Source organism: Vibrio sp. 1288 (assembly GCF_033344475.1).
In genome coordinates, this window is record NZ_JAWPOX010000002.1 from 208,884 (window position 1) to 228,398 (window position 19,515).

The 19,515-nt window shown below is 44.0% G+C and carries 17 protein-coding genes; 12 read left to right on the plus strand and 5 right to left on the minus strand.

Going from position 1 to position 19,515, the window contains the following annotated elements:
• The first annotated feature begins 116 nt into the window (after positions 1-116).
• The 3 genes from R8O11_RS02500 to R8O11_RS02510 all read left to right on the plus strand — a co-directional run bounded on the left by R8O11_RS02500 (position 117) and on the right by R8O11_RS02510 (position 3,159).
• Positions 117-1,658, plus strand: coding sequence for a L,D-transpeptidase family protein (locus R8O11_RS02500; protein ID WP_318193886.1), 1,542 nt, complete (start codon positions 117-119; stop codon positions 1,656-1,658).
• Between the two features lie 166 nt (positions 1,659-1,824).
• Positions 1,825-2,373, plus strand: coding sequence for a DUF882 domain-containing protein (locus tag R8O11_RS02505; protein ID WP_031778936.1), 549 nt, complete (start codon positions 1,825-1,827; stop codon positions 2,371-2,373).
• A gap of 129 nt (positions 2,374-2,502) precedes the next feature.
• On the plus strand, positions 2,503-3,159 hold the full coding sequence (locus R8O11_RS02510) for an MBL fold metallo-hydrolase (RefSeq protein ID WP_005376855.1): 657 nt from the start codon (positions 2,503-2,505) through the stop codon (positions 3,157-3,159).
• An 18-nt stretch (positions 3,160-3,177) separates the two neighbouring features.
• On the opposite strand, the gene R8O11_RS02515 is transcribed toward R8O11_RS02510, so the two are convergent.
• Positions 3,178-3,843 carry a DUF2982 domain-containing protein gene (locus R8O11_RS02515; protein WP_005386825.1) on the minus strand — a complete coding sequence of 222 codons (666 nt, stop codon included), beginning with the start codon at positions 3,841-3,843 and terminating at the stop codon, positions 3,178-3,180.
• Between the two features lie 273 nt (positions 3,844-4,116).
• Here R8O11_RS02515 and R8O11_RS02520 point away from each other — a divergent pair, with 273 nt between their 5' ends.
• The 5 genes from R8O11_RS02520 (at position 4,117) to R8O11_RS02540 (ending at position 9,503) form a co-directional block, all read left to right on the plus strand.
• Positions 4,117-4,521 (plus strand): hypothetical protein, encoded by a 405-nt coding sequence (locus R8O11_RS02520; RefSeq protein ID WP_005376863.1) that lies wholly within the window; start codon positions 4,117-4,119, stop codon positions 4,519-4,521.
• Between the two features lie 414 nt (positions 4,522-4,935).
• Complete coding sequence (locus R8O11_RS02525) at positions 4,936-6,027, plus strand: TRAP transporter substrate-binding protein (protein ID WP_017636112.1); 1,092 nt, start codon at positions 4,936-4,938, stop codon at positions 6,025-6,027.
• A gap of 115 nt (positions 6,028-6,142) precedes the next feature.
• Positions 6,143-6,682 carry a TRAP transporter small permease subunit gene (locus R8O11_RS02530; protein WP_053306570.1) on the plus strand — a complete coding sequence of 180 codons (540 nt, stop codon included), beginning with the start codon at positions 6,143-6,145 and terminating at the stop codon, positions 6,680-6,682.
• Positions 6,683-6,694: 12 nt separating this feature from the next.
• Positions 6,695-7,981 carry a TRAP transporter large permease gene (locus tag R8O11_RS02535; protein WP_005376871.1) on the plus strand — a complete coding sequence of 429 codons (1,287 nt, stop codon included), beginning with the start codon at positions 6,695-6,697 and terminating at the stop codon, positions 7,979-7,981.
• A 151-nt stretch (positions 7,982-8,132) separates the two neighbouring features.
• Positions 8,133-9,503 carry a cache domain-containing protein gene (locus R8O11_RS02540; RefSeq protein WP_318193887.1) on the plus strand — a complete coding sequence of 457 codons (1,371 nt, stop codon included), beginning with the start codon at positions 8,133-8,135 and terminating at the stop codon, positions 9,501-9,503.
• On the opposite strand, the gene R8O11_RS02545 is transcribed toward R8O11_RS02540, so the two are convergent.
• On the minus strand, positions 9,495-10,523 hold the full coding sequence (locus R8O11_RS02545; RefSeq protein WP_225468042.1) for an IS630 family transposase: 1,029 nt from the start codon (positions 10,521-10,523) through the stop codon (positions 9,495-9,497). The two genes, R8O11_RS02540 and R8O11_RS02545, sit on opposite strands and share 9 nt — an antisense overlap.
• 38 nt (positions 10,524-10,561) lie before the next feature.
• Between R8O11_RS02545 and R8O11_RS02550 the strand changes: the two genes are divergently transcribed.
• The gene (locus R8O11_RS02550) at positions 10,562-11,215 is read left to right on the plus strand and encodes a response regulator transcription factor (protein ID WP_318193898.1); all 654 of its coding nucleotides are present in this window, start codon (positions 10,562-10,564) and stop codon (positions 11,213-11,215) included.
• A 40-nt stretch (positions 11,216-11,255) separates the two neighbouring features.
• On the opposite strand, the gene R8O11_RS02555 is transcribed toward R8O11_RS02550, so the two are convergent.
• A complete protein-coding gene (locus tag R8O11_RS02555; protein ID WP_005376877.1) occupies positions 11,256-11,732 on the minus strand; it encodes a MarR family winged helix-turn-helix transcriptional regulator in 477 nt (158 codons plus the stop codon).
• Positions 11,733-12,119: 387 nt separating this feature from the next.
• Here R8O11_RS02555 and R8O11_RS02560 point away from each other — a divergent pair, with 387 nt between their 5' ends.
• Positions 12,120-13,691, plus strand: a complete 1,572-nt coding sequence (locus tag R8O11_RS02560) for a BCCT family transporter (RefSeq protein ID WP_005376879.1) — start codon at positions 12,120-12,122, stop codon at positions 13,689-13,691.
• A gap of 231 nt (positions 13,692-13,922) precedes the next feature.
• Complete coding sequence (locus tag R8O11_RS02565) at positions 13,923-15,806, plus strand: methyl-accepting chemotaxis protein (protein ID WP_318193888.1); 1,884 nt, start codon at positions 13,923-13,925, stop codon at positions 15,804-15,806.
• Positions 15,807-15,878: 72 nt separating this feature from the next.
• Here R8O11_RS02565 and R8O11_RS02570 read toward each other — a convergent pair whose 3' ends face one another.
• Together R8O11_RS02570 and R8O11_RS02575 are read right to left on the minus strand one after the other, a co-directional pair.
• Positions 15,879-16,598: a 3'-5' exonuclease gene (locus R8O11_RS02570; protein ID WP_005376881.1), complete on the minus strand. Its 720-nt coding sequence runs from the start codon at positions 16,596-16,598 to the stop codon at positions 15,879-15,881.
• Positions 16,599-16,606: 8 nt separating this feature from the next.
• Positions 16,607-18,496 carry a DUF294 nucleotidyltransferase-like domain-containing protein gene (locus tag R8O11_RS02575; RefSeq protein WP_033905640.1) on the minus strand — a complete coding sequence of 630 codons (1,890 nt, stop codon included), beginning with the start codon at positions 18,494-18,496 and terminating at the stop codon, positions 16,607-16,609.
• A 314-nt stretch (positions 18,497-18,810) separates the two neighbouring features.
• Between R8O11_RS02575 and R8O11_RS02580 the strand changes: the two genes are divergently transcribed.
• Complete coding sequence (locus R8O11_RS02580; RefSeq protein WP_151514961.1) at positions 18,811-19,452, plus strand: outer membrane beta-barrel protein; 642 nt, start codon at positions 18,811-18,813, stop codon at positions 19,450-19,452.
• The last annotated feature ends 63 nt before the right edge of the window (positions 19,453-19,515 follow it).

The following is a 19,515-nucleotide window of genomic DNA, read 5'->3' on the forward strand; positions in this document are numbered from 1 at the left end:
GTCGTTTTCGGCATCAGATTCTTAATTTTAAACCTGCAAGCTGTGAGATATTTGCCATACTTTTTATTATGGCAAGTAGCGCAAGGATCATTTCAGTGTTTGCTAGGGTTTTAATCATGACGGCACTTCTGGTGCCGTTTTGCAGCTTTTCCACCGTCGTTTCTCTCGAAGCTTCAGCGCAAGTCGAGCAAGAGGGAGCGGTACAAAAGCTGTCTGTAGAAAAAATGATCCATTATCCAGAGGTGATTGATCAACTGTATCAAAGCACCAATTACCGTTTGAACTGGGAAAATGAAAGTGATATTGAGCAGTTTCTTTTTCAAGTAAACCTGGTTGCACTTGCGGATGTCACCGATGAATTCGAAAATCAACTTCACCGGATAAACCAAGTAAGGTGGCTGGGAGATAATCTCGACTTCGATTTAGTGATGACAGATTCACTCTTGATGTACCTTAGTTATCTTGAGCAACTCCCCGAAGAAGGGATTAATTGGCTATTTACAGACAAAGCCCATGTTACGTTACCCGCTCCTAGCATCGATACTTTATCGGTTCTGAGTAATGAGATTACGGTTGGCAAACTTGGTCAGTTTTTGGCAAGTCTCCGGTCTCCATTACAAACAGATGATGCTTTCTACTCCGCCTATTCTTCGCTATCGGAACATTCTCAGTACCAATATCCTGCCTATCAACAAACTGGGCTAGCACGTGTTGGCGATATATTAGAAAACAGACCCCTATTGATTGAGCGAATGGAGATCGTAGGCGTAGATGTTTCTTACTTGGATTTAGTCACTGAAGAATATGACGAACAATTAGAGCTTGCGATAAAAGAGTTCCAGCGTATTCATGGTTTGAAAGAAGATGGCGTTATCGGCCCGAATACCATTCGATGGATCAACTTTTCTCCTCAAGAGCGATTGCATCTGCTGGCGTTGAATTCTGAGCGTTCAAGAATTTGGTCGAAAGAAAGGGATAATGTTGTCTTTGTTAACGTGCCTGGATACGAAGTCACGTATTGGCATGACGGTCAACCCTTGTTTGAGTCTAAAGTTGTGGTAGGGAGAGCATCAAGAAAAACACCCATCATGTCGGTGGCATTGGATTCAGTTATTCTCAACCCAACTTGGAACGTGCCTTGGACTATCATGGTTAAAGACATTATTCCTAAAGTAAAACGTAATCCGATGTATTTGATTAACCATAACATTCAAATCATTCGGTCTTGGACTTCGAACGAAATTATTGACCCTACAACCATCAATTGGGCAACGGTGAATCCGAGAACATTTCCTTATCGTATGCGACAGGCGTCAGGCTTACAAAATGCACTGGGATTGTACAAGTTCAATATGCCTAACCCACAAGCTATTTATTTGCATGACACGCCAAGTAAGAACTTGTTTGAACAGGACAGACGCGCATTCAGCTCAGGATGTGTTCGTGTAGAACATGCAGACCGGTTAGCAGAACTTCTGTTCAAAACTCAGGGGTTGGAAGAACGTTTAGCGAAAAAGCGAGAAAGTTCTCGTCGGTCTAACACGTCAGTTCCTTTGGGAGAGCGCATTCAAGTACACATCATTTATCAAACAGCATGGTTGGAAGAGGGAACGCTTTACTACCGTGATGATATCTATAAGTACGATCACCGCAGTTGAAATTTTTAAGGAAAATTTACAAAACGAAGAATTCTCTTTTCGTTCAATAATTAAGCAATAATTACTGCATCTGAAAATCAAGATGGAGCGTTTTATGCATTTGACGTGACAAATGTGTTTGGTTAATGTCCACGACTTGTCTAGTTGTTGAGCACTGTATTTTGAAATGGTAAGTCGTAACTTTTCCCGCCGAGATTTCCTTAAAATGACCGCTGGTGGTGTGGTGTTGGCGTCTGCCCTGCCATCATTTTCTTGGGCTTCACTCCCTGACGAGCCACGTGCGCTGGCGATGAACAATCTTAATACTGGAGAGATCCTCGAAACATGCTATTTCGATGGAAAACGATACATTAATGATGAACTTCAAAGGCTGAATGAGTTTTGTCGAGACCATCGACGGAATGAGGTTCATCCGATGGATCGACGCTTGTTCGATCAAATAAGCCAAATTCAAAAGTTAATTGGTACAGAAGCAGAGGTGATCGTCATTTCAGGTTACCGTTCTCCTGCCACTAACGCCTCGCTGCGCAACGGGTCTTCTCGTGTAGCGAAAAAGAGCATGCACATGGAAGGAAAGGCCATTGATTTTCGTTTAGACGGCGTGAAGCTTTCAACGGTTCGTGATGCTGCATTAAGCCTAAAAGCCGGTGGCGTGGGTTATTATCCAGGTAGTAACTTTGTTCATATCGATACGGGAGCTGTTCGTTCCTGGTAGTGCTAGTTGAGACAAGGTTTCTAGTCTCAGAACGTCGTCGATTACCCACAGTTCAAAGCTTGAAGTCGCTAGGCCTTAGTGTCATAGTTGCGGCAGTTTTCATGCAAATTTATTCGGTATAGGTTATCTATGGCTCTGAAATACCAAGTTGTTCCAGTAACATCTTTCTCTCAAAACTGTTCTATTGTCTGGTGTGACGAAACCATGAAAGGTATTGTGGTTGACCCAGGCGGCGATGAAAAGCAGCTCGCTATGCTTATCAAAGAGCTGGGTGTTGACGTGGTAAACCTAGTGCTAACACACGGTCACTTGGACCACGTAGGTGGCACGGAACCTCTGTCTGCACTGCTTGGCGGTACAGAGATTGTTGGTCCTCACAAGGCAGATAACTTCTGGTTGCAAGGTTTGGAAGGTCAGAGCCAAATGTTTGGTTTCCCGCTGACAGAAGCGTTTGAACCGCACCAATGGCTAAATGAAGGTGACACTGTCACTTTTGGTAATCAAGTGCTGAACGTATTCCACACACCTGGTCATACACCTGGTCACGTTGTGCTTTACAGTGAAGAAGCGCGTTTAGCGTTTGTGGGTGACGTTTTGTTTAACGGTAGCATTGGTCGAACTGACTTCCCACAAGGTGATTTCAATACGTTGATTAGTTCTATCAAAGAGAAATTGTGGCCTTTAGGCAATGATGTCACGTTTGTCCCTGGTCACGGCCCTCAATCGACTTTCGGTCATGAGCGTAAAACTAACCCGTTCGTTGCTGACGAGATGCCGCTTTACTAAAAGTGCGTGTACTAAGCATTATTCTGGCTCGGCGGCAGCTAAGTATCGCCGAGTCAGTCCCACAAAATCCTCAGCCTCACGATCTAGATCACTTGCTGATATAAATAGATCGTAGCCATAAAAGCCTCTCTGATACTTCATCCGGTTGGCGAGCATCGCTAACAAACCTTTGTACTCAATCCCATCTCTGTTTATATACGGTTTAGGGTCAAGCACTATATCCTCAAACTTATCTTCACACTGATTTTGTTTCGCGCCTAAGTAAAGCAGTGCTCGCTGGCTGAGGAGAATTTCTGTCGCTATACGAGGGCAGATTGAATTTAAGTAGGGCGAGTAGTGTTTTAGACGAATACCGATCCAAGGTAGCGGTTGGTGCCACCCTTCCTGTTGGTAGCTACAAATACCGATTGACTCAATATTTCGCCATCGGACGACCCAACCTCCTTTAAAAAGGTGTTGCTGAAAGTGAGAAGCAGTCAGCGTAAAAGTGACTTGGCTTTTCTTAATCATCAAGATGGCGAAACCAACGATTGCAGACATCAAAATGACCGACAACATGGCTTGCTTCCATCCCGGAGAAATGGCAACCAAAAACAAAGTGATGAGTGCAACAAGCAACAAAAGTATTCTGTTGATAGGGGAGTCGGGTTTGAAATGTGAATTTGTTAGGTGCAGCGTTTCCATGCTTATAACCTCATCGAATACTTGTCCAAAAATAAGTGGGTAGCTTTATGTGCATTGATTTGCATTTAAAATAAAACAAACCTCTGTTTTTATACCCAGTATTCAATAAATCCGTTCATAAAATATCTGATTAAATAGTAGACGTTCTATGCTTTGAGCGCATTTTTCATCGCGTTTCGCCGCTAAAACCTACAAATTGCTTGTGAATTTTGGTATAAAACGCGCTTCAAATTTTCATCCCTGCTGAGATGCAGTGAACTGGAGAAATATTCAATGAGACTTGCTCATAAGCGTAAAGTGCAGATGAAACTGCAAAAACGCATTAAAGCGACAGTAGCAAACTTAGCTGCAGCACCTAAAGCAGTGAAGCCTGTTGCGGAAAAAGCAGTAGCACCTTCTGTTGCTGAAAAAGCTGTTGCGGAGAAAGTAGTAGCTGATAAAAAAGTAGCTGCAGTGAAAACAGTTGATGTTGCCCTTACTCCTAAGCAACAACAAGTATTAGACATCGTTATGGCGAATGCTGAAGGTATTAACCCTAAAGGCATCGGTCTAGCTGCAGGTCAAGAAGATACTAAAGCGGCATCATGGGCTACTGGCGCACTAAAGAAGCTTCTTGAAGAAAACCTAGTTCAAAAAGAGCAGTTAGCAGGTAACAAAGTTATCTACAAAGCAGTTTAATTACCGCTACCGTTCTGGATTGAATACCTCGGCCGATGCCGAGGTATTTTTTTATCTTGGTATTGGAAATAATGCATTAAGTACTGACTTTAACACTGCCAATAAGTGGTTTGTCACATTTTCTTAAATACTATGTAAATTTTTTGGCAGAAAAATACGTACGTATTGTTTTTTATTTTTATTCATAGATAAAAACATAATTTATTGATTTTGCTATTAACAGTCTTTTGTCATGACGATTATCCTACGTACTTGTACGTAATACCTTAGGCTAATGCCTTATTGATGAATTACTCGCTTCCGTGTTCATGCCCATTTCGCATTAGACAACATTGTTACATCTTTTATACCGAATACAGCCAATCCTAATGAAATGGATGACAACAATAACCTTGGTGATAAAGGACGTGAACGATGAGTCTAATCCAAAAATCTTTAAAACGAGTGCTCAAAACAACCGCTGTCGCTGCCGCGATGGCACTCGCAGCGACTTCTGTAAACGCTGCTGAAAAAGTCTATCGTTTAAAGCTTGCTGAAACTTGGGGGCCTAATTTCCCAATTTTTGGTGATACCACAAAAAACATGGCCAAAATGGCGGAAGAGATGTCCAACGGACGTTTGCAAATCCGCATTGATTCCGCAAACAAGCATAAAGCGCCTTTTGGGGTGTTTGATATGGTTAAGTCGGGTCAGTATGACATGGGCCACTCAGCGTCTTATTACTGGAAGGGTAAGGTTCCAAACACACTTTACTTCACTTCTATGCCCTTCGGTATGTTGCCAACTGAGCAGTATGCATGGTTTTACTATGGCGGTGGTATGGAGCTGATGGAAAAAGTGTACTCTCCACATAACTTGATGTCTTTCCCTGGCGGTAATACCGATACTCAGATGGGCGGGTGGTTCCAAAAAGAGATCAAGTCCGTCGAGGACTTACAGGGTTTGAAAATGCGTATCCCAGGGTTTGCTGGTGAGATTTTGGCTGAGTTAGGTGCCAAGCCAACGAATATCGCCCCTGGTGAGCTATATACTTCTCTAGAGCGTCGCACAATTGATGCCTTGGAATGGGTTGGTCCATCGCTGGATCTACGTATGGGCTTCCACAAAATCGCGCCTTACTACTACACAGGTTGGCATGAGCCAGCGACTGAGCTTCAGTTCCTCGTTAACAAGCGTACCTGGAATCGTCTACCTGATGACCTAAAAGCGATTTTGCAAGTAGCCATGAAAACGGCCGCTTACGATATGTACACGCAATCGAAACACGAAAGTGGCAAAAACTGGGCATCTATTAAGTCTGAATACCCAAATGTTGAAGTAAAAGATTTCCCACCTGAAGTAGTAGCTGCGTTGCGAGAAGCAAACGATCGTTTGTTGAAAGAACATGCAGAAAAAGATGCTTTGGCGAAAGAGATTCAAGAGTCGCAAGCGAACTATATGAATCAAGTTCGACCATGGTCAGATATTTCGCACCGAGCGTACTTAAACAGTCAAGCTCAACAATAACGTTATGAAGCAGGCGATGCCGAGAGGTTTAGCCTGCTATCGAAGCCCAAGAAAACTTCATAATGAATGCTCCGCACCATAGCGGAGCGCATCTAAACGTTCCACGGAGTTCGGAATGAGAAGTCTTATTTATATTGAGCGATTATTTAACCGCTTTAGCGATTTCCTCGGATGGTTATCCAGCATCCTGTTTATTTTGTTGTTAGCAAACGTTGTGTACGACGTTGTCATGCGTTACGTGTTTAATGATGTGTCTATCGCATTCCAAGAAATGGAATGGCATCTATTCTCTGCCGTGTTCTTGCTTGGTGTGCCTTACGCAATTAAGTCCGGTGGCCATGTTCGCGTCGACATTTTTTATGAACGCTTATCTTACAAAGCACAATCCATCATCGACATCATAGGCACACTATTTTTCTTATTCCCTTTTTGCCTACTGGTAGCTTGGTTTGGTGTTGATTTCGCTAAGGAAAGTTACGCGTTAGGCGAGACGTCTGGTGACCCAGGTGGCTTACCATATCGTTGGATTATCAAAGCGATGATTCCGCTGTCATTTTTCTTTATGGCGGTGAGTGGTATTGGATTGTTACTTCATTCAATCAACAAAATTGTCAACCCTCATCTCATCTATGCCGGTAATAACGGTAAGTCGTAAAAGGAAGTCATTATGATCGGTATAGTGATGTTTTTTGTTGCGCTCTTTGCGCTTCTATTGGGATTTCCCGTTGCCTTTACTTTTGGTGGTATCGCGCTGATTTTTGGTGTTTGGGCTGAAGGCATCGAGATGTTTGCTTTTATGCCATATCGAATTCAGTCCATTATGGAAAATACGGTGCTAATGGCCGTACCGCTGTTCGTTTTTATGGGGCTAGTGCTACAGAAAACGAAGCTTGCTGAACAGCTACTAGAATCAATGGGGCGTTTGTTCGGTGGCGTTCGCGGTGGTATCGCTATTTCTACCGTGTTAGTTGGCGCATTGCTTGCAGCTTCAACGGGTGTGGTAGGCGCATCAGTTGTTGCGATGGGCTTAATATCTCTTCCTGTGATGCTCAAGTACAATTACGACAAAGGTTTAGCGTGTGGGACTATTTGTGCGTCTGGCACGTTGGGCCAAATTATCCCACCTTCTATCGTGTTGATCTTGTTGGGTGATGTACTTGGCGTACCGGTAGGGGACCTATTTCAAGCTGCGATCTGGCCCGGTATTACACTTGTTGGCGCCTATGTGATCTATATTCTCATCTACGCGAAGTTGAACCCTCAAGCCGCACAGGCGATAGAGCGTGATGAGTCGATCAGTCGTAAACAAGAAGTGCTCACCGCACTGAAAGCTGTATTGCCACCTTTAGCATTGATCATCGTGGTATTGGGCTCCATCTTTGCAGGGATTGCAACACCAACAGAGTCAGCGGCACTGGGTGGTGCAGGTGCGATAATTTTATCGCTATTGTATAAACAGTTTAGTTGGTCGATGATTTATGATGCATCAAAAGAGACAGTTAAGGTAACCGCAATGGTCTTTGCGATCTTACTTGGTGCGACCGCCTTCTCAATGGCATTTACCTACACCGGTGGTGATTATTTAGTTGAAGAGTGGATGTTAGAACTGCCGGGTGAAAAGTGGGGATTCCTTATTATTACCATGGTGGTGATTCTGATTTTAGGTTTCTTTATCGACTTCGTTGAAATCTGTTTTATCATCGTGCCAATTATTGCGCCAGTCGCTGAATTGATGGGCATTAATATGACGTGGTTTGCGATTCTTATTGCGATGAACTTGCAGACGTCGTTCCTCACACCGCCATTTGGCTTTAGTTTGTTTTATCTAAAAGGTGTCGCTCCAGCAGGGGTTACTACGCGTGATATCTACAAAGGTGTGATGCCATTCATCGCGATTCAGATTGTTGTGTTGGCGTCTTTGCTGTTTTTCCCAGGTTTTTACGGTATGAGTTAATCACTCGATAATAAAGAGATTTTGTGAACTGAGAGTTTTTACCTTTTGAGACAAGTTGTTAAGCTGTTAATTATGTCTATGCAGACACAATCGATTCGTTTGTACTGCTAAGATAGTAAGCTGTAAAGGCAGCGTTTCATGGAGGGAAGGGATGCCTCTCAAAGCAAAGTTAATTCTGCTGACACTGATACCCGTGGTATTGGTGTCAGCGAGTATCAGCTGGATCTCTATCTATCAAACCAAGACCCTTGGCAAAAGGGAGGTAGAGATCTTTCATCAAAACCTGATCCAATCAAAAGAAGCGGCGCTGAAAGATACGGTCGACGTCGCTTTTGACTCCATTTCTTACATCTACAACGATCCGACTTTAGAAGAGAGTGTTGCCAAAACGCGTGTGAAAGCGATTTTAAATCGTTTGAGTTATGGGTCGGACGGCTATTTTTTTGCTTATGATAAATATGGTACCAACCTTGTACACCCAGTTCTTCCGGAGCTTGTCGGGGAAAACTTACTCTATCTTGAAGACGAAAATGGCGATCGCTTAATCGAAGCATTATTGTATCAAGCGCAATCAGGTGGTGGATTTCATCAGTACCTATGGCAAAAGCCATCTACAGGTGAAGTCGTCCCTAAGCTTAGTTACGCTGCATGGCTCGATAAGTGGGAATGGATGATAGGGACTGGGCTGTATATTGAGGATGTCAGCCGAGAAGTCGCCAATATGCGCGCGGCAGTGAACAAAAATATCGAAACGACATTTTTCTCAGTCGTCGTGATCTTAGCGGTGACCGTTGCTGTAATCATTGTTCTCACTTTGGCGATCAATCTGCACGAGCATCGCCTCGCTGATAAGAACCTGAAAGAATTGGCACATAAAACCGTGATGTTCCAAGAAGATGAGAAAAAGCATTTAGCGCGAGAACTGCACGATGGAATCAATCAGTTGTTAGTCTCCAGTAAATGTCATTTAGACTTAATGAGTCATAGACTTGAAGACGAAAAACTCAAATCCCACTTAGATAAATCACAACGATCGCTCGTCACCGCGATAAATGAGGTGCGGCATATTTCTCATCAGCTCCGTCCAAGCGCCCTCGATGATATCGGTTTAGAAGCAGCACTGACGACCTTGCTACAGGATTTTCATTCCCATTCCGGGATTGATATCGAGAGCAATTGCGATACTCAGCAGCACAAACTGACTTCGGAAGTCGCAACGACGCTATATCGCGTCGCTCAGGAGTCTTTGAATAACATTGAAAAACATGCGCGAGCGAAAAAAGTAACGGTTACTTTGCAAAAAATGGGCAATATGCTGCAATTACTCATACGTGATGATGGCGTTGGATTTGTGGTTAACCAAGCAGTGCACCAACAAGGGATTGGGTTAAGGAACATGCAAGAGCGTGTAGAGTTCATCGGTGGTGAATTTGAGCTAATGAGTGAGCTTGGCTTGGGAACAGAGATTACTGTGCTGCTTAATTTGGATGAAATAGTTTATGGATATACCCATTCAACTTGAAGATGCAGGTTTCAATATCTGAAAGTCATCCGTAATTCTGGATGACAATGAGCCTGCAACTTCTGGTAGCGTTACATCGAAAAACTCTTTGATGGCTGAAGTAAATTCTGGCTTGGAGGAGAAGTAAATATTGTTCCTCACATGCTCATTCATCACTTTCCAAAGCCGCTCGATTGGATTTAAATTTGGACTGTAAGGTGGTAAGTAATGAAGCTCAATATTGAGCACTTTTGCCGCATTTCTCACCAGCTCTGACTGATGATAGGCGGCGCCATCAAGCACTAGGTGAACTTTTTGCTCCAACGGGTAATGCTCCTTTTTGAGCTTCCAGAAGAAGCGAACGATGCTCTCGCTGTTTATCGTCTCATACGTTTCTGTCACCGTTGCGCCAATATTTTGAAGCGGTAACGCACCGATAATATTAAGACGAGTTCGACTGCCTGTTGTCTCAATCACTTTGTCTTGGCCTTTTCGTATCCAGCCATAACTGAGTTTTGTTGACTGCGTAGGATGAACGGCATCCATGAACAGCACAGGGTCTTCGCTGCTTTTTAGCGTCTCGTTATAGTATTCGATAAAGGCTTGCTGCATCTCTGGATTAAACTTGTGCGGTACACCTTTCGGCTTCTTATATGAGAAACCGTGATGATGTAACCACTTGTTCATTCCAGCAACGGTATAACGGATACCAAACTCTGCTTGTACATAAGCGACAATTTGATGGGTATGAAAGTACGTGTTTTCAGCCAGATGTTCGATAAGCTGCACGGTTTGCCCAGCAGAAAGTCGGCTTTGACTACCGCCATTTTCAGGCTTGAGTTTTTCAGAGAGAACATAATCACTGAGATGACGAGCGACGGTCGATTCGTGAATACGAAGAGCTTGAGAAATCATCATCTGACTCCAACCTTCAGAGGCAAGTAAAACTGCTTTGATGCGGTCGCAAACTCGACTATCACGTTCAATGTCGTGCATTTGTTCGAGTTGCAGTTTCTGTTGTGGAGTCAGAGTAATTTTCATGGTGCGTAGCATGATCCTGATTTCATCAGAAATCAAGCATCTTCAATGATCACGGGTATAAACCGATTAGTGTAGTGATTGTCGATGATCATCAAGTGGTATTGGATGGCTTCATGGCTCGTTTGGAGTTAGAGCCTGACATCGAAGTGGTGGGTACAGCAAGCAATGGCTTGGAAGCGATAGAGGTCGCAAAGCACTTGCAACCGGACGTCATATTGATGGATATCAGCATGCCAATAATGAACGGTATTGAAGCGACTGGTGTGATTAAAGAAGCTCGCCCAGAGAGCAAAATACTTATGTTGACCATGCACGATAATCGCGAGTACATCATGAAGGTCATGCAAGCTGGTGCCGTAGGATATATGCTCAAGGAAATCTCGGCCGAGAAAATGGTGCAAGCAATAAAAACGGTTAACCAAGGCTCGACGTATTTCTGTGAATCCGTCACACAAACACTCTTTACCCAAGAAGTGGTGCCTGCCACGCAAAAAACGAATCCTCTCAGCCGCAGGGAAGAAGCGGTACTTAAATTAGTTGCTCAAGGAAACAGCAGCAAGAAAATCGCCACTTTACTCAATATTAGTTATCGAACGGTAGAGACGCATCGCCATAACATTAAGCACAAGTTGGACTTACATTCGACGGCAGAGTTAGCAAAATATGCGTTTGAAACTGGGTTGACTGAGTAGGAGAGTAGTGCCCGCAAAAAGCGAGCACGTGGGAGCGAAACTAATCGGCTTTGGTAATGCTACCAAGCTCTAGCATTGGAGCAACATCGATGTCCTCTGCATTCATCATCGTCGAGATGCGTTGAACGGAAGATAGTAGAAGGGATTGCTCCCATTCTTCCAATTTTTGGAATCGATTAATGAAGTGCTCTTGCAGCGGCGTTGGTGCTTGTTTTAAGGCTTCTTGGCCCTTGCTCGTAAGTACAGCATGCACTTTACGCTTGTCTTGAACACTGCGCTGACGCTCAACAAACTGGCCTCGTTCTAGTCTATCTAGAATGGTCGTTGCGGTCGCTTGGCTCATGTTAGTGTGGCTAGACAACTGTTTAATCGTCACGTTATCTAAGTCATTGATAGCGCGCATCAAAATCAACTGTGGAGCAGTCAATCCAGACTCTTTGCTCAGCTTTTTAGAATGTAAATCAATAGCGCGGATGATCTGACGAATCGAGACCAATACTTCTTCGTACTTTTCCAATTTATTCATCCAGTCTGTAGGGAACATTTATCGAGGCGACACTAACTTAAATGCGCCCTTATTTAAAGGGGGGAAATCAAAAATTACCTCTACAATTTTACGCCGTGTCCTCAATACCATTTTGTCGCGCCTTTTCGACAAAATAAGAAGAGCTAAAATTATTATAGCAATAAATGTTTGTGGTCTAACTATTGTAGTAGTGATTTGTTCTATCAAAGGCCGTAATCACACAGTGAAAAGTAAGTTATTGGATTTTTTAATAGCAAAAAGATAGACAAAAACGTGTCAAATGATAGGATCTTGCGCCTTCACGGAATGCAAAACGTATCGTGTTCGAAAGATTTTTTTGTTTGGTACGTAAAAACACTACAAAAATAGAGAGGAACGATGACAAAGGGTATAGATAAGTACAGTATCGATAGTACCGACTATACGGTAGGTCAGGACAACGTTCAAAAATGGGGTTTTGATGTTCATAACCCAGTTTTTGGTATTAGTGCAGGTTTAATTGCGCTGTTTCTTGTCGCTGCATTAGTTCTAGATGCACATACCGCAAAGACGGCACTTGATGGGCTGAAGTGGAAAATTATTGGTTCATTCGATTGGTTGTTCATTATTGCAGGTAACATTTTCGTTATTTTCTGTTTGGCGCTTATCGTCTCACCAATGGGTAAGATCCGACTAGGTGGTAAAGACGCTGTTGCCGATTACTCGTTTATGTCATGGCTTGCAATGCTATTTGCAGCTGGTATGGGTATCGGTTTAATGTTCTGGAGTGTTGCAGAACCTGTCGCTTACTTCACCGGTTGGTATGAAACGCCACTTGGTGTTGAGGCAAATACACCAGAAGCCGCGAGATTGGCACTGGGTGCAACGATGTTCCACTGGGGCCTTCACCCATGGGCAATTTACGGTGTTGTAGCACTTTCTTTAGCATTCTTTGCCTACAACAAAGGTTTACCACTATCTATGCGTTCGATCTTCTACCCACTTCTGGGTGATCGTGCATGGGGTTGGGCTGGCCACATTGTGGACATTCTGGCTGTGCTTGCGACTTTATTTGGTCTTGCTACATCCCTAGGTCTAGGTGCGCAGCAAGCAGCAAGTGGTATTCATCACGTATTTGGTGTTGAGCCAGGCCTAGGTCTGCAAATCGTCGTTATTACCGTGGTGACTTTACTTGCTGTTGTTTCAGTCGTACGCGGTATCGATGGTGGTGTTAAAGTCATTAGTAACATCAACATGGTTGTGGCGTTCTTGCTACTTCTCCTTGTTGGTCTTATCGGTTGGGCGGCGAGCCTAGGTTCGATTCCAACCACACTTATGGCATATGTAGAGAATATCATCCCACTAAGTAACCCGTTTGGTCGTACGGACGAAGCTTGGTTCCAAGGCTGGACAGTATTCTACTGGGCTTGGTGGATTTCATGGTCGCCATTCGTAGGCATGTTCATCGCGCGTGTTTCTCGCGGCCGTACCGTTCGCGAGTTCATCACAGCAGTTCTACTGGTTCCAACTGCGGTTACCGTTGTTTGGATGTCTGTATTTGGTGGCCTGGCGATCGAGCAAGTTGTTGATAAAGTAGGTGAGCTGGGCACAAATGGCTTGACTGACGTATCACTTGCTATGTTCCAAATGTTTGATGTTCTTCCATTTGGTAGCATGCTTTCTATCATCGCTGTTGTGTTGGTACTTGTGTTCTTCATTACGTCTTCTGACTCTGGTTCACTTGTTATCGACAGTATCACTGCAGGTGGTAAAGTTGATGCACCTGTACTTCAACGTGTCTTCTGGGCATTCATGGAAGGTGCAATTGCGGTTGCTCTGCTATGGATTGGTGGCTCCGAGGCGGTTCAAGCTCTTCAGGCTGGTGCCATTTCTACAGCACTGCCATTTACCTTCATTCTGCTTGCAATGTGTGTGAGCTTATTGATGGGTATGAGAACAGAGCGTCAGTAATTCGGCATTTTATAAAACCGTCTGACTAACAATTAATCAAAAGGCCAGCAATTTGCTGGCTTTTTTTGTGCGGTTTTTATGACGCTAGAGACAAAAAAATGACACATGAAAGTTCATATTTTACAAAGAGTTAATGTGCTATTTTGTTTTTTAAAAATTAGTGAATAGTCGTAAAAAAGTGTGTAATATTCATGCACCTTAACTGTTCTCCCAACTCAAAAAACTATAAATATGAAATTATCATTAAAACAAAAGCTTATAGGCGCAAGCCTTTCTGCTGTTGTTGTGATGGCAACAGCACTTACTTGGTTGTCGGCTGGTCAATTATTTGATCAGACTCGTTCAGGTGTCTATTCACGTGCGCAAAGTCTTAGTACTACTGCGTCAGAGGGAATTTCTGATTGGGTCAATATCCGTAAAGATATTGCCACTGCGTTCAACGATTACTCGACCGAGCAAGACGTTGTTCCTTTCCTACAACAAGCTCGCAAGGCTGGTGGCTTCGATGACATCTTCCTTGGTACACCAAACGGTGATATGTACCGCTCTCATCCGGAGCGTAACCGTGCTGATTACGACCCTCGCACACGTCCTTGGTACAAGGATGCTGATGCCGCAGGTAAGCAAATCATCACAGCCGCATATCAAGACGCAATCACGAATGCACTACTTGTGACCATTGCTGAGCCAGTAATGAAAAATGGTCAGTTTGTTGGTGTTGTTGGTGCGGACGTACTGATCGATCAGCTTATCAGCGATGTGATTAACTTAGATGCAGGTGAAAACGCGCATGCGATGCTAATCGACATGAATGAAGGCACCTTTTTAGCGCATCCAGATAAAAGCTTGACGCTTAAGCCTATCACCAGTGTTCTAAAAGATTTTTCAGAAGAGGCAATTGAGCGCGCCGCCGATGAAGGTCGTATCGAATATACGGTAATCAAAGGAAAAGAGAAGCTTTACTACTTCAATAAAGTTCCTGGTACGCATTGGATGTTTGCGATTGAAATGGATCGCGCAACAGAAGAAGCAGGTCATGCGGTATTGCTACGAGATCTATTGTTTACTGCTGTGGCGATCACGATTGTGGTTATTCTTGCAGTTTCTTGGCTAGTTGGTTTCTTGTTCCGTGACTTGAACCGCGTATCAAATGCACTGGAAGAAATTGCATCTGGCGAAGGTGACTTAACGCAACGCCTAGAACCACGCAGTGATGATGAAGTAGGTAAACTGGCGGAAAACTTCAACCGTTTTGTTGGCAACATGCACACAATGGTTACTAAGCTTAGCCACGTATCTTCTGCGCTTTCAGAGCAAGCACGCACGACAGCACAGCAAGCAGAGGAGCGTAGTCAGCGTATCTCTTACCAGCAAGATGAAATCAACATGGTGGCGACGGCTGTGAACGAAATGGCAGCAGCGACACAAGAAATTGCAGGTAATGCTGATAGTACGGCAAGTAACTCAGAAGAAGCGGTTCAAGCTTGTTCACACGGTTCAAGCCAAGTAACTCAAACGCAAGGCTCTATTCAGAACTTAGCGCAAGAAGTTCAAGTTGCTACTGATGTGATTCAAGAGCTAGAAGCACACGGAAATAGCATCAATACGATTCTATCAACGATTCAAGGCATTGCAGAGCAAACGAACCTACTTGCACTTAACGCGGCGATCGAAGCGGCACGTGCAGGTGAGCAAGGCCGTGGTTTTGCTGTGGTTGCAGATGAAGTCCGCGTATTGAGCCAACGTACTCATGCTTCAACGCAAGAGATTCAAGAAACTATCGAGATGCTACAAGGCACAACAGCCAAAGCGGTCGGTATTATGGGTGACAGTCGTCGTCTAGCTGATACCAGTGTTGATGATGCCAATGCGGCTGCAGCGAGCTTGACGCAAATCCACACTGCTGTTGAGCGTATCAGTGATATGGCAACGCAGATTGCTTCAGCAGCAGAAGAGCAAGCATCGGTAACCACTGAGATCACTCGTAACACTGAAGGTATTCGTGACGTGTCTAACGAGTTGTCAGTCGAAGCTCATCAAGCAGCAGAACAAGCTGCTCACCTGTCTGAGCTATCACACGAACTTGAACAAGAGATTCAACGCTTTAAGCTGTAATCTTGTCTCAAGCTAAGCAAAAAAAAGGAGCCATCTGGCTCCTTTTTTGATCGCTATTAAGCGTGAAGTATATTACAGCCAGAACTCACTGATGGGTTGCTCTTCACTGTAATGATGGGCGATTTGCGCTTGCAGTAGCTCTGCGGTAGCAATTGCATCGGTTAATGCATGGTGAGGCGTATAGTCTGGCAGCCCATAACGGCGTCGAGATTGCGCTAGCCGAACCGATTCTGGTTTTTTCCCTTTTAAACGCTCCCAGAGAGAGCCTGAACGTTTCTGTTGAATCGTTTCTTCAAGGTGCAGCGTATCTAAAACAGGAAACTCAATACCTTCCCCTAAACGGCTTTTGAGCGCTTTATCCAGAAACTCTCTCTCGATACGACGGTAATGAACAACAATGATTTTCCCGCTTAAGCATGGTAGCAGCTCGCTTAAGATATCGCCTAAGTCAGGTGCATCGATCAATTCGCTGTGAGTAATACCGTGTATAATGACTGAATCTTCATCGAGTGCACGCTGTGGACGTACCTTCCAATGACGCGAGTTACGTAGGAAAATTCGCTTCAGGTTAAACGGCACCAAACCAATAGTAATGATGTCATGTTTTTCAGGATTCAAACCCGTCGTTTCGAAATCTAACGCCACGAACTCCACCTCAGATAACGGTGTTTCTGGAGCAGGCGGCTTGTTGCTATAAAACGCAATTAAATTCTCATCCTTCGCCATCTCCAGCTTTTGTTCAAACTTCGTTGGCCACTGAATGGTTGGCTTCTGAAAGAGCTTTTTAATCATGCTAAACCTCACTTAAAGCTCTTGTTCGCTTGGTAGCGGAACTTAAGGAAATTTTGGCCATTGCTTAGGATCTGGAATGCATCCTTTAGGTTGCGACGTTCAAATTCAGAGAGGTTTTCCGGTTCGATATTGTTATCAGGCTCAATGCCTAGTTCCACATCCGTCGCTTGGTGACGAATACGTACCATGGAAATAAATTCTAACGCGTCTTTTAAGTCTTGTGCTCGACCTTTTGGCAAAATGCCAGCATCAATAATGTCGTCAAGACGCTCAAACGAGTTCTGTGCACGTGAACCAACCGCCAGAGAGTGAACGCGAATTAAGTCGACCAGAGGAGCAGTACCGCGACGTTTGAGGTTGATGGAGTTGTTGTGTCTGCCATCTTTTTCCATCACGAAGTCTTTAAAGAAGCCCAGAGGTGGTGTTCTGTTTAGTGCGTTACGAGCCAAACACGCTAAGAAGCGGTTGTTCTTTCGAGCGCGACGAACAATAAAGCTAGTTAACTGTTCTGCCCATTTTAAGCGGCCATAGACGCCATCCAAGTCGAAAAAGATGGAGGCGTTGAGTAGTGCTTTCGGGTTCGGGTTATCAATCCAGTCAGCAAAACACTCTTCCCACTCTGAACGAGTCATGCGCCATAGTGGGTTGGTTGCCATAATATCGCCTGTGCAATATTTGTAGCCACAGGCATCTAACCCATCGCTGACGTATTTTGCTAGGGCTTCGAAGTATTTACCATGTTTCTCTTCTTGATAAGTCTCATCTAGAATGATGGCGTTATCTTGGTCAGTTACCAACAGTTGCTCATCTCGCCCCATTGAGCCAAGTGCAAGGAAACAATAAGGAATTGGCGGTGGGCCAAGCTCTTCTTCTGCCATTTCTAGCAGACGCTGTTTGAAGCTTCGGCCAATGACCGACATCGCGCTACCCACCATGTGAGAGTTGGCATCTTCATTGACCAAACGCACGAAGCTGCTTTTTACTTCTTCGGCAACAACGGCTAAATCTTCGATAGTCTGTTGTTGGAAAATACTACTCACCAACAACAACGAATTCTGAGATTCATAACGAACAATGTCGGTGGTTTCGATAATACCGATTGGTAATTGGTTTTTTACCACTGGTAGGTGATGTACGTTGTAACGCAGCATCGTTAACATTGCTTCATAGATGTAAGCGTTGTGGTCAAGAGACATGACCTCCGTGGTCATCACACTAGACACATCGTCCTGTGGGGACAAACCTTCAGCTAACACACGGGTACACAAGTCACGGTCAGTAATGATACCAAGTACTGGGGACTGTGGATCGTCTTCGTCACGAACGAAATCTGGGTCGACGATAAGTAAAGCCGATACGTTGTCATTCGCCATTTGCTGCGCGGCTTGCTGGATTGTCTGACCACGATCAATCGTATGAGCATCGCCAGTCAGCAAGGTTTTCACTTTCGACGTCGTCAGGTCATTGGCGTCTTTGTTTTCTGAAATGGCTTGGCGTAAACGAGCGCTATTTTCAACTTCAACAAAATCCGCAAAGGAATCAAAGTTATCGTAAATTTCTTGGAAAATGTCACCAGGAATACAGTAGAGCAGGGTATCCTCAATGGCTTTTACCGGAAAGCGGACTTTGTTATTGGTGAGCATGCCCATCTGGCCAAATAGGTCACCTTCGTCAAGGCGATTATACAGCTCACCTTTGCGTCGATAAACTTCAACAACACCGCTTCGCACCACGTATAAATCTTGGATATAGTCTCCAAAATGGATGATGGGGGTATCTTCTCGGTAGTACGAGATTTCGACACTCTCTGTCACCTTGTTTAGTGTTTCTTCAGGGAGTTCATTGAACGGGGGATACTTGGCGAGAAAGTTGTAAATCTCGAGAAGTTCTGCATCCATCGAAGGCGCCTTTTAGTTCGCAAATAATAAAGTAATCTTAACTTAGTTTTAAAACAGAGTCTTATCTGAACCGCGATTTTCGTGCTCAGTCATAAGATTCTGACATATCGCACGATAAGGGAGCTTCATTTTTACTACTATATGGTCACCTCAATTGAAAAAGACGTCGTCGATATGTTTTCTTCGTGATGACTGATTAGATCTTTGGCTGTTTCAGATCGTTATCACGTCTTTAGATTAAGCTATTCTTCTTGAGCCAAGTAGCTCAGGCGATGGAATACAGTGTTTAGATAATTCTCATGAAAGGAAGTCGAATGGTGAGAAATTTATTGCTTGTTTCTTTAGCTGCTTTGCCGGCGATATCAAGCGCAGCGGTTATGGACCAAGCAGAAAAATTTGGGTACGAACACATTCATTTGGATGTTGGTGCCGGAACGACAAACGAAGAATGGTTAGATAACTCTAATGCGACCACAGTTGGACTCGGTGGTAACTATTTGTTTATTGAGAACTGGTTGTTTAATGTTGATTACTCAGCGCAGTTTTTCCATCCGGATGATTTTACTCTTCGCATTGACCGCCTTTTGTTTGGTGGTGGTTACCGTTACGGAGTTACAGAGCAATTCGATATCTACGGGATATATGGAATAGGCGCAATCAAAGCGAAAGCGACGGACGACAAAACGGATAATACGTTGTCTTCCGATAGCGAATTGATTCAAGCTGTAACTGTTGGGGTGAATTACTTGCTCAGTGAAAAGCTTATTGCGACAGCTGAAGTGGAGTTGAACCGTAGTGATATCGTTGATGAGAACAATTTTAAGATCGGTTTTAATTACCAATGGCATAAAGTCATCGGCACTGGTCTTTTTTATCAGTTTAGAGATACTGATTACAGCGGTGAAAGTTCAGATTACGTCAATGAAGTAGGGCTGAGTTTGAAGTTTGTCTACTAGATCGGACGGGTTCGTTTTTGGCGTTAAGTTAAAACAAAAAAGGTCAGCTTATGCTGACCTTTC

What these genes read in the sequence shown, in the direction of transcription:
- R8O11_RS02525 (WP_017636112.1), top strand. Translation starts at nt 4,936, where the DNA reads ATGAGTCTAATCCAAAAATCTTTAAAACGAGTGCTCAAAACAACCGCT.
- R8O11_RS02535 (WP_005376871.1), top strand. Translation starts at nt 6,695, where the DNA reads ATGATCGGTATAGTGATGTTTTTTGTTGCGCTCTTTGCGCTTCTATTG.
- R8O11_RS02570 (WP_005376881.1), bottom strand. Translation starts at nt 16,598, where the DNA reads ATGATTAAAAAGCTCTTTCAGAAGCCAACCATTCAGTGGCCAACGAAG.
- R8O11_RS02515 (WP_005386825.1), bottom strand. Translation starts at nt 3,843, where the DNA reads ATGGAAACGCTGCACCTAACAAATTCACATTTCAAACCCGACTCCCCT.
- R8O11_RS02565 (WP_318193888.1), top strand. Translation starts at nt 13,923, where the DNA reads ATGAAATTATCATTAAAACAAAAGCTTATAGGCGCAAGCCTTTCTGCT.
- R8O11_RS02545 (WP_225468042.1), bottom strand. Translation starts at nt 10,523, where the DNA reads ATGAAAATTACTCTGACTCCACAACAGAAACTGCAACTCGAACAAATG.
- R8O11_RS02560 (WP_005376879.1), top strand. Translation starts at nt 12,120, where the DNA reads ATGACAAAGGGTATAGATAAGTACAGTATCGATAGTACCGACTATACG.
- R8O11_RS02520 (WP_005376863.1), top strand. Translation starts at nt 4,117, where the DNA reads ATGAGACTTGCTCATAAGCGTAAAGTGCAGATGAAACTGCAAAAACGC.
- R8O11_RS02505 (WP_031778936.1), top strand. Translation starts at nt 1,825, where the DNA reads ATGGTAAGTCGTAACTTTTCCCGCCGAGATTTCCTTAAAATGACCGCT.
- R8O11_RS02540 (WP_318193887.1), top strand. Translation starts at nt 8,133, where the DNA reads ATGCCTCTCAAAGCAAAGTTAATTCTGCTGACACTGATACCCGTGGTA.
- R8O11_RS02500 (WP_318193886.1), top strand. Translation starts at nt 117, where the DNA reads ATGACGGCACTTCTGGTGCCGTTTTGCAGCTTTTCCACCGTCGTTTCT.
- R8O11_RS02510 (WP_005376855.1), top strand. Translation starts at nt 2,503, where the DNA reads ATGGCTCTGAAATACCAAGTTGTTCCAGTAACATCTTTCTCTCAAAAC.
- R8O11_RS02575 (WP_033905640.1), bottom strand. Translation starts at nt 18,496, where the DNA reads ATGGATGCAGAACTTCTCGAGATTTACAACTTTCTCGCCAAGTATCCC.
- R8O11_RS02530 (WP_053306570.1), top strand. Translation starts at nt 6,143, where the DNA reads ATGAGAAGTCTTATTTATATTGAGCGATTATTTAACCGCTTTAGCGAT.
- R8O11_RS02580 (WP_151514961.1), top strand. Translation starts at nt 18,811, where the DNA reads ATGGTGAGAAATTTATTGCTTGTTTCTTTAGCTGCTTTGCCGGCGATA.